Consider the following 12,813-nt stretch of genomic DNA (forward strand, 5'->3'; position numbering starts at 1 on the left):
TAACGAATTTATCTTTACTGTGAGCAATTCATCATGTGGAAATGGTTACATCAACTGGCGAAGCCTGAGCGGCTTTATCAGTTCTGCGGTCGCTTAGTGCCGTGGTTCGCAGTGGCGGCAATCGCCACGCTGCTATTCGGTTGGGTGTGGGGATTCGGTTATGCGCCTGCGGATTATCAGCAGGGTGACAGTTTCCGCATCATGTACATTCACGTTCCCGCAGCCATGTGGTCGATGGGTGTTTATGCTTCCATGGCGATTGCCGCTTTTATCGGTTTGGTCTGGCAGATGAAAATGGCCGATTTAGTGTCGGCGGCAATGGCACCGGTAGGTGCGGTATTCACCTTTATTGCGCTGGTCACCGGTTCCGCCTGGGGCAAGCCAATGTGGGGAACCTGGTGGATTTGGGATGCACGCCTCACTTCCGAACTGGTTTTGCTTTTCCTTTATATGGGTGTGATTGCGCTCTATCACGCCTTTGACGATCGTCGTACTGCCGGACGTGCAGCTGGGATCCTGATTTTGGTTGGCGTGGTCAATCTTCCTGTTATTCATTTCTCTGTCCAGTGGTGGAATACCCTGCACCAAGGCTCATCGGGCATGATGCAGCAGGCAATCGCGCCTGAAATGCGCACACCGCTGCGCTGGTCAATCATTGGGTATCTGCTGGTGTTCGCCTCTTTAACGTTAATGCGTTTGCGTAACCTGATTCTGTTAACGGAACGTCATCGTCCTTGGGTCGCTGATATCGCTAAGGGAGGACGCAAAGCATGATGCCCGCATTCAATTCCTGGCAAGCGTTCTTTGCCATGGGCGGCTACGCCTTTTATGTCTGGCTGGCTGTGGTCTTCACCGTTATTCCTTTAACGGGCCTGGTGTTACACACGCTATTGCTTCGCCGCCGTTTGCTGACGGAAATTCGCCAGCGTGAATCCAGGGAGCGCCGTATCCGTGCGGCGAAAACGAAAAAGCCGTCACTGAAGCGGCAGGAGAAAAAATGTGAATATCCGTCGTCGTAATCGCCTCTATGTTGTGGTGGCGATTTTGGTCGGACTTGGCCTCGCCACCACGCTGGTAATGTACGCGCTGCGTTCCAATATCGACCTGTTTTATACCCCAAGCGAAATCCTGTATGGCAAAGGCGAAGCTCGCCAAAAGCCAGAAACGGGGCAGCGTTTGCGCGTGGGTGGCATGGTGATGCCGGGCAGCGTGAAGCGTGATCCAAAATCACTTGCCGTTTCGTTTAAGCTTTACGATGCCAATGGCGTGGTCAGCGTCAGCTTTGAGGGTATTCTGCCTGACCTGTTCCGCGAAGGGCAGGGCGTGGTGGCCCAGGGTGTGCTGGAGGAAGGCAACCTCGTGAATGCCAAAGAGGTGTTGGCTAAGCATGATGAGAAATACACGCCGCCAGAAATCGAAGACGCAATGAAAAAGAATCACAACGGCCCGCAGTCAATGTATCAACAGCCGGGTAAACAGTCATGATGCCAGAGATTGGAAGTTTCCTGCTCTGTCTGGCTTTAGGCCTTTCTCTGCTGCTGAGCGTTTATCCTTTATGGGGTGCATTGCGTCAGGATGCCCGGCTGATGGCCATGGCGCGTCCGCTCTCTTACGGACTTTTTGCCGCTATCGCAGCGGCGTTTATGGTGCTGGTTTACGCCTTTATTGTTAACGACTTCACCGTCGGCTACGTGGCAACCAACTCCAATACGCTGCTGCCGGTCTACTACCGCATCGCCGCCACCTGGGGCGCACATGAAGGTTCGCTGCTGTTGTGGGTTTTACTGCTCAGCACCTGGACATTAGCGGTTGCGCTGTTCAGTCGTGGCATGCCACAGGACGCGCTGGCGCGTGTACTGGCGGTGATGGGCATGATTAATCTTGGCTTCCTGCTGTTTATCATCCTGACTTCAAATCCGTTTACCCGCACGCTGCCAGACTTTCCGATTGATGGGCGCGATCTTAATCCGATGCTGCAGGATATCGGACTGATCTTCCATCCGCCGCTGCTCTATATGGGGTATGTCGGTTTCTCGGTGGCCTTTGCTTTCGCCATTGCTTCACTGATGGCAGGCAGACTCGATACCGCATGGGCGCGCTGGTCACGTCCATGGACCACTGCAGCGTGGGTGTTTCTGACTATTGGTATCGTACTCGGTTCTGCGTGGGCCTATTACGAACTTGGCTGGGGCGGTTGGTGGTTCTGGGATCCGGTTGAAAATGCCTCGTTTATGCCATGGCTGGCGGGCACGGCATTGATGCACTCGCTGGCGGTGACGGAGAAGCGTGGCACCTTTAAAGCCTGGACGGTATTGCTGGCAATCACGGCTTTTTCTCTTAGCCTACTGGGCACGTTTTTGGTGCGTTCGGGCGTACTGGTATCGGTTCACTCGTTTGCGTCCGATCCCGCGCGTGGCATGTTTATTCTCGCATTTTTGGTGATCGTGATCGGCAGTTCACTGCTGCTCTACGCAATCAAAGGTGGCCAGGTGCGCAGCCGGGTCCAAAACGAAGCCTGGTCCCGCGAATCCTTCTTGTTGGGGAACAACGTATTATTGATTGCAGCGATGCTGGTGGTATTGCTGGGCACGCTGTTACCGCTAGTTCACAAGCAGCTTGGCCTTGGCAGCATCTCAATCGGTGAACCCTTCTTCAACACAATGTTCACTTGGTTGATGGCACCTTTAGCGCTGATGCTGGGCATCGGGCCGCTGGTGCGCTGGCGTCGTGATGAGCCACAGAAACTGGCGAAGCGACTGGCACTGGCGCTGATCGTGACGCTGGCTTTTTCAATCTTCATGCCGTGGTTATTACAAGATCGTATTGAAGCGATGACTGTTGTGGGTCTGCTGATGTCAGTATGGATTATTGTTCTGACGCTGATGGAACTGCATGAACGTGCTACGCATCGTCACCGCTTCTTTGCTGGGTTGCGCCATCTAACGCGCAGTCATTGGGGCATGGTACTGGGCCATTTAGGCGTAGGCGTCACGGTCATCGGCATTGCCTTTAGCACCCAATACAGCGTCGAGCGCGACGTGCGTATGAATGCTGGCGACAGCGTGGACATCCACAGTTATCACTTTATCTTCCGTGGCGTACAGAATCTTGAAGGGCCAAACTACAGCGGCGGCGTCGGAACCATCGAGGTTACGCGTAACGGCAAGCCGGAAGCGATGCTGCAGGCAGAAAAACGTTTTTACACCGCTTCACGTAACATGATGACTGAAGCTGGCATTGACGGCGGCATGAGTCGCGATCTTTATGCCGCGTTAGGCGAACAGTTAGATGACGGTTCCTGGGCGCTGCGCATCTATTACAAACCCTTCGTGCGTTGGATTTGGTACGGCGGCGTGTTTATGGCGGTGGGCGGCCTGTTCTGCTTGTTTGATCCGCGCTATCGCTCGCGTAAAAAAGCCAAACGCGAGGAGCTGGCATGAACAAGAAAATCCTGTTTATTCCCTTAGTATTATTTCTGCTGCTGGCGGCTGCGCTGTTGTGGCAGCTGTCGAAAAACGCAGAGGGCGACGATCCTACTCGGCTGGAATCAGCTTTGATTGGCAAGCCGGTGCCGCTGTTCAAACTCGAAGCGCTCGACCAGCCAGGCAAGATGTATGACCAGCGCGTGCTAACGGATGGCAAGCCGATTCTGCTCAACGTCTGGGCAACATGGTGCCCAACCTGTCGCGCTGAGCATCAATATTTGAATACGCTGGCGGAGCAGGGCATCCGCGTTGTTGGCCTGAACTACAAAGATGATCGCAACAAAGCGGTAACCTGGCTCAACACGTTGGGCAATCCCTACGCGCTGAGTTTGTATGATGGCAACGGTATGCTCGGTCTCGATCTTGGGGTGTATGGCGCGCCTGAAACCTTTCTTATTGACGGCAAAGGGATCATTCGCTATCGCCACGCGGGTGATATGAACGATCGCGTCTGGCTGCAAGAAGTGAAGCCGCTGTGGATCAAATACAGCAAGGAGGCGGGAGTATGAAACGTCTCGTATTACTGATCTGCGGAATGTTATTTAGCATCAGCTTGTGGGCGGCTATTGATACCTACAAATTTGATTCTGTGGCGCAGGAAGAGCAATACCGTGATTTAACCGCCTCGCTACGCTGCCCAAAATGTCAGAACAACAGCATTGGCGATTCAAACGCGATGATTGCTGCAGACATGCGTTTGAAGGTGTATGAGCTGATGAAGCAGGGACAAAGCCGTCAGCAGATTATTGATTACATGGTGGCGCGTTACGGCAACTTTGTGACCTATGAGCCGCCGGTCACGCCTTCAACCCTTATTCTGTGGGTGGGGCCCGCACTGTTTGTGGTGCTGGGCGGATTAATGATTATTCTGCGCAGTCGCCAGCGCAATTCGCGCAGCGAAAGCGAACTGGACGAAAGCGAACAGCAGCGTCTTGACGCGATTTTGAAGTCAGACAGGAAGCCGCAATGAGTGCATTTTGGATCACCCTTTTACTGTTATTGCTGGCGGCGTGCGCGCTGTTTATCGGTGCCGGTTGGCGACAACGTCTGGCCAGTGATGGCGAACGCAATCAGCTGAACAAAGATTTTTACCAGCAGCGATTGGATGAGTTGGCTCAGGATGAAGCCCAAGGTGTGGTGGCCGAGCGGCCAGTAATGGAGCGCGAGCTGCAACAAACGCTGTTGACCGATATTCCAGATAACGATGCCGCACAGGCTCACAGCAGCAGCCGCTGGGTACTTTTACCGGGCGTGATAGTGCTGATTGCCGTGTCGCTGGGCACTTATCTGAAAACGGGTGGGCTGGCGCAGACAAGTGGATGGATGCAGGTAAAGCAAGCGTATCCCGCACTGCGCGCACGCGTCATGGATCCGCAAGCTCAGCCGCTTAGCATGGAGGAGCTGGCGCAACTGCAACTAGGGCTGCGCAGTGCGTTGCAATCTGAACCTAATAATATGAATGATTGGGCCATGCTGGGCCGTCTCGGCATGGTGCTGAATAATGCCACTACCGCCAGCCAGGCTTTTGAGCATGCTTTACAGCTCGCGCCTAATAATATCGATTTGAAACAAGACTATGCTGAGGTATTAACCCGCTCCAGCGATCCACAGGATAACCGTCAGGCGGGTTTAATTCTGCGCGATCTGCTTAAAGACGATCACAGTAATGTGCGTACGTTAAGCCTGCTGGCGTTTAATGCGTTTGAGCAGCAGCAATATGTTCAGGCGATTGGTGCCTGGCAAACTATGCTGAAATTGATACCGGCTGACGATCATCGTCGTACCATGATCGAACGCAGCATTGAACAAGCAAAAACGGACGCAGGACAGCAAAATATCCAACTGGCACTGACAGTTACTCTCTCTCCGCAGGCAGAAAAAATGTTACCGCAGGGCGGAGTCATGTATATTTCTGTTTCTGACGGTGTTTCACCGGTGCCTGTGGCCGTTAAGCGTATGCCGCTAAGCCACTTCCCGTTATCGCTGACGCTGGATGACAGCAACGCTATGATGCCAGATCGCCTGCTTTCGGCGCAGCATCAGGTGCAAGTTCGAGTGCGTATTTCCCGCGATGGCAGTGCCAATCCGCAGTCAGGTGATTGGTTTGGTCTGAGCGAGAAAACACCTTGGGACGGTCATCAGAACATGGCTGTGGAGATTAATCAGCAGCAGCCCTGAAGCGATACATTTTTCATCCGCACAGGGAGATAAAAATGGTTTACCGCCTGACCAGTTTGGTTTTGGCCAGTGTACTTCTGGTGGGTTGTGCCAGTTCAAAGCCGGATAACAACGATGAGCCTGCGCAGCGCAGCGATCCGTTTGAAGGCTTTAACCGCACGATGTTTAACTTTAATTACAACGTGCTGGATCCTTACGTCTTACGCCCTGTTGCGGTTGCCTGGCGTGATTATGTGCCAGTGCCTGCGCGTACTGGATTAAGTAATTTCCTTGGTAACCTGGAAGAACCGGCTAGTATGGTCAACGCCATTTTGGTCGGCGAACCGCGCGATGCAGGCATTCACTTTACCCGCTTCTTTCTGAACAGCGTGTTAGGTTTGGGTGGATTCATTGACGTAGCGGGCAAGGCGAACCCGGCGTTGGCGCGTGAAGAGCCGCACCGTTTCGGGACGACATTGGGTCGTTACGGCGTAGGTTATGGCCCGTATGTTGAGTTACCCGCTTACGGCAGCTTCACTATCCGTCAGGATGGTGGTGACTATGTTGATACGCTTTATCCGCTGCTGGGTTGGCTAACCTGGCCAATGTCGATCGGTAAGTGGACGCTGGAAGGTATTGAGACGCGCGCGCAGTTGCTGGATTCCGATGCAATTCTCAAGCAGCAAAATGATCCTTATGCCTTTATTCGTAACGCTTATTTCCAGCGCCATGATTTCCTGGCAAACGGTGGCAAGCTGAAACCGCAAGAGAACCCAAATGCAGCAGCGATTCAAGACGATTTAGGTGACATTGATTCGCAATAGGTTTATTCGCACGCGATGAATTGACCGTAAACGGTATTAAATAAAAAGGCGACTTCATTGAGTCGCCTTTTTTGATCGCTTCTTTTGGATGAAGAAAGGTATCAGAACTTATAGTTAAAGTTCGCACCATACAGCCAGGCTTTACCTGAAGAATTAAAGGTATACGGCCCTTCTTTTACCGTGACGTGTTGGCCGTGCATGTAGGAAATACCGACGTCAACCGAGGCATCTTCATTAAACGCGTAAGAAGTACCCGCGCTCAGCCACAGGCGATCCTGATCGGGAATGGAGATAGAACGCTTATCAGCCGGAACCGGGCTGTCATCAAAGGCGATACCGGTACGGAACGTCCAGTTCTCATCGTAGGTATAGGTTGTACCTAAAGCCAGGCGGTAGGCATCGCGGAAGCTCTCATCTTTATAAAAGAGTGTTTGACCGTTAGAGCCAGTGGCTTTCAACTCCTGGAATTGACTCCAGCTGGTATACGCCAGGCTGTAATGCACCGCCCACTGTGGCGCCACTTTATGCCAGCCCGAAAGCTCCCACATTTCAGGCAAATTCAAGGTTAACGCACCCGGAATCGTAGAGCCGCCTGTTGCGTAAGGCAGACCTAAATTACGCGCCTGATTCACAGCGTTAACGTAGGTTGGCAAGTCACTTTTGTAATCGCCATCAAAGTCGATTTTAACTTCTGAACGGTAGGTAAAGCCAAAGCGGTTATTTTGATCCAATTCATACAAAATACCGGCATTCCAGCCGTAACCCCATTCATCACCTTTCAGATGAGCAATTTGCGTATTTGCCGGCACGCCCAGCGCCGGGCCAGATTCACCGGCATAGCGTTCAATTTTTGCTTTGGCATAAACCGCATCAAAACCCACGCCGAAGCTGAAATGTTCATTTAAACGATACGCTGTACTGAGGTTGAAATTGCCGGTCAACAAGTCCGTTTTACCGCCGTAAGCGCCTGCGGTGTATCCGTCATTGAATTCGGTCGCCAATCCATAATTAGAGGTTGCGGATGCGCCAATCCACCATTGATCGTTAATGGGTTGTACGTAATGAATATTCGGCACCCATTGATTAGGGGCAATATTATTCGCATCCAGGCTGCGTCCGCTTTGACTGGTACCGCTGATGTTTACATCAGGTGCTATATAGACTGCGCCAATTGAAAAAGCGGGGCGATCCATAAGTGCCATAGTGGCCGGATTACGGCTGGCTGATGCGGCGGTATCACCCATTGCGCCTTCGCCAGAATATGCGCGTCCTAAACCAATAGAAGAAAACTCATTTAATTGAAATCCAGCTGCGTAAACGTGTGAAGAGACGAGTGCTACTGCAGCCGCCACGGCTGACTTTGCAAACAGGTTTTTATGGTTCATGACCACAACCTCATGTGAATTATTATTTAACGCTGTAAATTCGCGTAACAAGGGTCGGCGGATTCCAGGGTCTGACATAAAACGCACTTATCAGACCAGTGCGGCAAGTATAGGTCTGACCTGTGTGTATGTTGCAATATTGTTTTTGAAATATTTCCAAATTGATCGATGGAATTTCGATCTACTTAACAAAACCAGAAATAACAGACGCAGCATAATCTCTCAAATTTGTTTTGGATCAAATTTTATTGTGATATTCGTCACTTAGCGAGACTGTCATGGCGCAAAGTATACCGAAGGCGTAAAATTTTGGGCGTAAAATTACGCAACTCGACGAATTAATCGTCAGGAGAAAACGATGACTGATGCCATTAAAAAATGTAGCGCAACCGAAACCGCAGCCTGCTGTTGTGTCGATGTCGGCACCGTCATGGATAACAGTGATTGCACCGCAACCTGGTCAGAATGGTTTTCGCAACGGGCTGATGCTGACAAAAAATTACAATATCTCAGCGATAAAGCACGTCAAATTGAATCAGAACCTTGTGACATTAATGCCCGTTTCACAGAAGAAGCAGGCGGCATAAAACTTGATATTGATTTTACTTTCTCCTGCCAGGCTGAAACCATGATTTTTCAACTCGGTTTGCGCTAATCCTCTCCAACGCCGCAACCTGTGCGGCGTTTTTCATTTTCGTGTTTCCCTTCGCAAATTTATCCTTTCCGTATTGGCGGCAGAACCGCTTGTGGTTAACACTGATGAGCAGGTCAGACCTCTTTTGGCAATGATGCCTCGGTCCCGATTCACAGGTGAAAACAATGAGTAAAGCGCAGTCATTGCTGACGCGTGATGGTGAGCGCATCGCCATAACCCACGGATTACGCACGCCTTTCTTACGCCAGGCCAGCGGCTTTCATGGCATTCCCGCTGTAGAATTAGGCCGCATGCTGATAAGCGAACTGATGGCGCGTAGCGAATTGCCGGTTGAAGTGATTGAGCAACTGGTGTTTGGCCAAGTGGTACAAATGCCGGAGGCGCCTAACATCGCCCGTGAAATCGTTCTCAGCAGCGGCTTAAGTGTTCATACCGATGCTTACAGTGTCAGCCGTGCTTGCGCGACCAGTTTTCAGGCAGTCGCTAACGTTACGGAAAGTTTGCTGGCGGGCACGATTTCGGCAGGCATTGCTGGCGGCGCAGATTCCTCGTCAGTGTTGCCAATTGGCGTGAGTAAAACCCTGGCGCGGGCGCTGGTGGATATGAACAAAGCGCGCAGCTTCTCGCAAAAATTGCAGATTCTGCGTCGCTTGCGTCCGCGTGATTTACTGCCAGTACCGCCTGCGGTAGCGGAATTTTCAACTGGGCTACGCATGGGTGACACAGCAGAGCAAATGGCAAAAAGCCATGGCATTACGCGTGAAGCACAAGATGCGCTAGCACTGCGATCGCATCAGCGCGCTGCAAAAGCCTGGCAATCAGGCGTGCTGAATCAAGAAGTGATGGCCGCTTTTGTGCCGCCGTGGAAAGCGCCGATTGATCAAGACAACACGGTGCGGATGGATGCCAAAGCAGAAGATTATGCACGTTTGCGTCCCGTCTTTGATCGTCAGCATGGCACAGTAACTGCGGCCAACAGTACGCCGCTTACCGATGGCGCTGCTGCGGTGGTTTTGATGCGAGAAGGGCGTGCGCGTGAGCTCTCGCTTAAACCGCTGGGCTATCTGCGCAGCTACGCGTTTACTGCCATTGATGTCTGGCAAGATATGTTACTTGGCCCAGCTTACGCTTCACCGCTGGCGCTGGATCGCGCCGGTATTACTCTGAATGATTTGACCTTGATAGATATGCACGAAGCCTTTGCCGCACAAACCTTAAGTAATTTGCAGATGTTCCGCGATGAGCGTTTCGCCCGTGACGTACTTAATCGTCCTCACGCCTTAGGCGAGGTCAATGAAGAACGTTTCAACGTGCTCGGGGGTTCTATCGCGTATGGGCATCCTTTCGCTGCCACCGGCGCACGCATGATCACCCAAACCTTGCAGGAATTACGGCGACGCGGTGGCGGCTTAGGCTTAGTGACCGCCTGTGCTGCGGGCGGATTAGGTGCGGCTATGGTTTTGGAGGTCGAATAATGGAACAGAACGCTTTTCATTTGCAGATGCGCCTCGACCACGTTGGCATTATCACTATCGATGTGCCTGGCGAAAAGATGAATACCCTAAAGGCAGAATTCGCTGCGCAGATAGCGGCCATTATTGGTGAGGCACGCCGCAATAAACAATTGGCAGGCTTGGTGCTGATCTCGGGTAAGTCAGACAACTTTATTGCTGGTGCAGACATTAGCATGATTGATCGCTGCCAGACGGCGCAGGAAGCCGAAGCGCTGGCGCGACAAGGCCAGGAAGTGATGGCATCCATCGCGGCGCTGCCTTTTCCTGTGGTGGCGGCGATTCATGGCGCGTGCCTGGGCGGCGGTCTTGAACTGGCGTTGGCCTGCGATGCGCGCATCTGTTCACTGGATGATAAAACCCGGCTGGGGCTGCCAGAAGTGCAGCTGGGTTTACTTCCCGGCTCAGGCGGAACACAGCGTCTGCCGCGTTTGATCGGCGTTCAACAGGCGCTGCCGCTGATGCTGACCGGTAAAACGTTGCGCGCTAAGCAAGCGCGTAAGCTTGGCGTGGTTGATGACGTTGTGCCGCAGGCGATCCTGCTCGAAACCGCGATTGCACGTGTGAAGCAAGGCAAGAGCAAACAGCGCATTTTGCCGATGCGCGATCGTTTGTTACAAGGGCCGCTTGCCCGCCAGGCGCTGTTTGCGCTAGCAAAACGCCAAACCGAAAGCAAAACGCATGGCAACTATCCCGCGGCAAAACGGATTATCGATGTCGTGCGAATCGGGCTGGAACAGGGCAGCCGCGCCGGTCATGATGCTGAAGCACAGGCTTTTGGCGAACTGGCAATGAGTCCCCAATCTGCGGCTCTGCGTAGCCTGTTTTTCGCGTCGACAGCGTTGAAAAAAGAGCGTGGCGGAGAGGCTGAAGCGCGGGTCATTCAGCGTGTTGGTGTATTAGGTGGCGGCTTGATGGGCGGCGGCATTGCCAGCGTCAGCGCTATCAACGCGGGGTTGCCGGTGCGCATCAAAGATATCAATCTTGCTGGCGTTAATCATGCTCTGCAAACCAGTTGGGAGCTGCTGAGCAACAAGGTAAAACGCCGCCATCTCAGCGCAGCGCAGCGCGATCAGCAGATGGCGCGTATTACCGGCGGTACCGATTATCAGGGCTTTTCGCAGCGTGATTTGGTGATCGAAGCGGTTTTCGAAGATCTGGCTTTAAAACAGCAAATGGTCAGTGAAGTTGAAGAGCATTGTCTGCCGCACACTATTTTTGCGTCAAACACGTCATCATTACCAATTGCTCATATTGCGGCTAACGCGCAGCGTCCCGAGAACGTTATCGGCCTGCACTATTTCAGCCCGGTGGACAAAATGCCGTTGGTTGAAGTGATTCCGCACGCAGCAACGTCTGAACACACGCTGGCCAGCACCGTGGCGCTGGCGCGCAAGCAAGGCAAAACTGCCATTGTGGTGGCCGATAAACCGGGTTTTTACGTTAACCGTATTTTAGCGCCCTATATAAATGAAGCGATGCGTTGTCTGCTTGAAGGTGAGCCGATTGATCATATTGATCGTGCGTTGGTGAAATTCGGTTTCCCCGTTGGGCCGATCCAGCTACTGGATGAAGTAGGCATCGATGTTGGCAGTAAAATCATCCCGATTTTGCAGCAGGCTTATGGCGAGCGTTTTGCGGCACCCGACGCTTTTGACGTTGTGTTAAAAGAGGGGCGAAAAGGGCGCAAAAACGGCAAAGGTTTCTATTTATACGGCACGGATCGCAGACAGAAAAAGCCCGACACGTCGATCTATACCTTGTTGAAGGTAAAAGCGGTGGCAAAACTCGATGAAGCACAGATCGCTGAACGCTGCGTAATGATGATGCTGAACGAAGCGGTGCGTTGTCTGGATGAACAGGTGATTCGCCTGCCACGCGATGGCGATATTGGTGCGGTATTTGGCATTGGATTTCCACCGTTTTTGGGAGGGCCGTTTCGCTATCTCGACCAGCTTGGCGCAGCCCACGTCCTGAACACATTAAACCGCCTTAAGCAACAATATGGCGAGCGATTTACCCCGTGTGAAGCGCTGGAAAAGGCAGCGCAGCAGCAGCAGAAATTTTACATTTCTCTATAAAATGGAATAACCGCACCGATTCAGCGGGTTAGACCGGTGCCGCAAAAGTCTGCGGCACCGCACGGTTCTGAGATGTGCTTATTTAATAAACAACCGGTTGACTATACTGAAGCCATTAAGGTACAACACAGCGTTCATTCGCAGAATGAAGAGTCAGACGCTCAGCGTCGGGCGATGTCGACAAACTACAGCGGTGCTTTATGCAAGTTTTTATCATGCGTCACGGCGATGCAGCTCTGGAAGCAGCAAGCGATTCAGTCAGGCCTTTAACGCTTTGTGGATGTAATGAATCACGCCAAATGGCGAGCTGGCTCAACAGTCAAGCGCCAGACATTGAACGTGTTTTAGTAAGCCCTTATTTGCGCGCGGGGCAAACGCTCTCAACAGTTCGTGAAGCGTTGTCTCTGCCTGTCGAAGAGGACGTGTTACCTGAGTTGACGCCTGGCGGCGATCCGGGTTTGGTGGCGTGCTACTTACAGACGCTGGCAAATGAAGGCGTGAAATCAGCATTGGTGATTTCGCACTTGCCGTTGGTGGGTTATCTGGTTTCTGAACTCTGCCCGCAGGAAGCGCCGCCGATGTTCGCCACTTCTGCTATTGCCTGTGTGGATTTTGATGCCAGCCAGAGCGAAGGCAAATTAAAGTGGCAGGTCAGTCCGTCAAAACTGGCGAAAGCTATTTAATGCCCATGGGCCGAATGATCGGCCCAATCCCT

12 protein-coding genes and 1 pseudogene are annotated in these 12,813 nt (G+C 52.4%); 12 read left to right on the forward strand and 1 reads right to left on the reverse strand.

Annotation, left to right across the window (positions count from 1 at the left end; genetic code table 11):
* The first annotated feature begins 6 nt into the window (after window positions 1–6).
* The 8 genes and pseudogenes from KQP84_RS08710 to mlaA all read left to right on the forward strand — a co-directional run bounded on the left by KQP84_RS08710 (window position 7) and on the right by mlaA (window position 6,466).
* Window positions 7–774, forward strand: coding sequence for a heme ABC transporter permease (locus KQP84_RS08710; RefSeq protein ID WP_489853572.1), 768 nt, complete (start codon window positions 7–9; stop codon window positions 772–774).
* A pseudogene (gene ccmD / locus KQP84_RS08715) lies at window positions 771–1,003 on the forward strand (heme exporter protein CcmD). The gene KQP84_RS08710 and the pseudogene ccmD overlap by 4 nt, the downstream one beginning before the upstream one ends.
* Entirely contained in the window at window positions 1,000–1,485 is a 486-nt protein-coding gene (ccmE, locus tag KQP84_RS08720; RefSeq protein ID WP_215846035.1) for a cytochrome c maturation protein CcmE, read from the forward strand. Before ccmD ends, ccmE begins: the two are co-directional and overlap by 4 nt.
* On the forward strand, window positions 1,482–3,440 hold the full coding sequence (locus KQP84_RS08725; RefSeq protein WP_215846036.1) for a heme lyase CcmF/NrfE family subunit: 1,959 nt from the start codon (window positions 1,482–1,484) through the stop codon (window positions 3,438–3,440). Before ccmE ends, KQP84_RS08725 begins: the two co-directional genes overlap by 4 nt.
* On the forward strand, window positions 3,437–3,994 hold the full coding sequence (locus KQP84_RS08730) for a DsbE family thiol:disulfide interchange protein (protein ID WP_215846038.1): 558 nt from the start codon (window positions 3,437–3,439) through the stop codon (window positions 3,992–3,994). Before KQP84_RS08725 ends, KQP84_RS08730 begins: the two co-directional genes overlap by 4 nt.
* Window positions 3,991–4,455, forward strand: a complete 465-nt coding sequence (locus KQP84_RS08735) for a cytochrome c-type biogenesis protein (RefSeq protein ID WP_215846039.1) — start codon at window positions 3,991–3,993, stop codon at window positions 4,453–4,455. The genes KQP84_RS08730 and KQP84_RS08735 overlap by 4 nt, the downstream gene beginning before the upstream one ends.
* Complete coding sequence (gene ccmI, locus KQP84_RS08740) at window positions 4,452–5,663, forward strand: c-type cytochrome biogenesis protein CcmI (protein WP_215846040.1); 1,212 nt, start codon at window positions 4,452–4,454, stop codon at window positions 5,661–5,663. The genes KQP84_RS08735 and ccmI overlap by 4 nt, the downstream gene beginning before the upstream one ends.
* A 35-nt stretch (window positions 5,664–5,698) precedes the next feature.
* Complete coding sequence (mlaA, locus tag KQP84_RS08745; RefSeq protein WP_215846041.1) at window positions 5,699–6,466, forward strand: phospholipid-binding lipoprotein MlaA; 768 nt, start codon at window positions 5,699–5,701, stop codon at window positions 6,464–6,466.
* 101 nt (window positions 6,467–6,567) lie between these two features.
* On the opposite strand, the gene fadL is transcribed toward mlaA, so the two are convergent.
* The gene (gene fadL, locus KQP84_RS08750) at window positions 6,568–7,851 is read right to left on the reverse strand and encodes a long-chain fatty acid transporter FadL (RefSeq protein WP_215846044.1); all 1,284 of its coding nucleotides are present in this window, start codon (window positions 7,849–7,851) and stop codon (window positions 6,568–6,570) included.
* 358 nt (window positions 7,852–8,209) lie between these two features.
* On the opposite strand from fadL, the gene KQP84_RS08755 reads away from it, so the two are divergent.
* The 4 genes from KQP84_RS08755 to sixA all read left to right on the forward strand — a co-directional run bounded on the left by KQP84_RS08755 (window position 8,210) and on the right by sixA (window position 12,781).
* Window positions 8,210–8,506 carry a YfcZ/YiiS family protein gene (locus tag KQP84_RS08755; RefSeq protein WP_215846045.1) on the forward strand — a complete coding sequence of 99 codons (297 nt, stop codon included), beginning with the start codon at window positions 8,210–8,212 and terminating at the stop codon, window positions 8,504–8,506.
* A gap of 164 nt (window positions 8,507–8,670) precedes the next feature.
* A complete protein-coding gene (fadI, locus tag KQP84_RS08760) occupies window positions 8,671–9,981 on the forward strand; it encodes an acetyl-CoA C-acyltransferase FadI (RefSeq protein WP_215846047.1) in 1,311 nt (436 codons plus the stop codon).
* Window positions 9,981–12,098: a fatty acid oxidation complex subunit alpha FadJ gene (gene fadJ, locus KQP84_RS08765; RefSeq protein ID WP_215846049.1), complete on the forward strand. Its 2,118-nt coding sequence runs from the start codon at window positions 9,981–9,983 to the stop codon at window positions 12,096–12,098. The genes fadI and fadJ overlap by 1 nt, the downstream gene beginning before the upstream one ends.
* Before the next feature lie 200 nt (window positions 12,099–12,298).
* Window positions 12,299–12,781 carry a phosphohistidine phosphatase SixA gene (gene sixA, locus KQP84_RS08770; protein WP_215846050.1) on the forward strand — a complete coding sequence of 161 codons (483 nt, stop codon included), beginning with the start codon at window positions 12,299–12,301 and terminating at the stop codon, window positions 12,779–12,781.
* Window positions 12,782–12,813: the final 32 nt, after the last annotated feature.

The organism is Candidatus Pantoea bituminis, from assembly GCF_018842675.1.
Classification (GTDB): domain Bacteria; phylum Pseudomonadota; class Gammaproteobacteria; order Enterobacterales; family Enterobacteriaceae; genus Pantoea; species Pantoea phytostimulans.

Bases quoted from the DNA above. Each gene is read 5' to 3' on its own strand.
- KQP84_RS08725 (WP_215846036.1), top strand. From the start codon at position 1,482: ATGATGCCAGAGATTGGAAGTTTCCTGCTCTGTCTGGCTTTAGGCCTT.
- KQP84_RS08730 (WP_215846038.1), top strand. From the start codon at position 3,437: ATGAACAAGAAAATCCTGTTTATTCCCTTAGTATTATTTCTGCTGCTG.
- KQP84_RS08735 (WP_215846039.1), top strand. From the start codon at position 3,991: ATGAAACGTCTCGTATTACTGATCTGCGGAATGTTATTTAGCATCAGC.
- ccmI (WP_215846040.1), top strand. From the start codon at position 4,452: ATGAGTGCATTTTGGATCACCCTTTTACTGTTATTGCTGGCGGCGTGC.
- mlaA (WP_215846041.1), top strand. From the start codon at position 5,699: ATGGTTTACCGCCTGACCAGTTTGGTTTTGGCCAGTGTACTTCTGGTG.
- fadL (WP_215846044.1), bottom strand. From the start codon at position 7,851: ATGAACCATAAAAACCTGTTTGCAAAGTCAGCCGTGGCGGCTGCAGTA.
- KQP84_RS08755 (WP_215846045.1), top strand. From the start codon at position 8,210: ATGACTGATGCCATTAAAAAATGTAGCGCAACCGAAACCGCAGCCTGC.
- fadI (WP_215846047.1), top strand. From the start codon at position 8,671: ATGAGTAAAGCGCAGTCATTGCTGACGCGTGATGGTGAGCGCATCGCC.
- fadJ (WP_215846049.1), top strand. From the start codon at position 9,981: ATGGAACAGAACGCTTTTCATTTGCAGATGCGCCTCGACCACGTTGGC.
- sixA (WP_215846050.1), top strand. From the start codon at position 12,299: ATGCAAGTTTTTATCATGCGTCACGGCGATGCAGCTCTGGAAGCAGCA.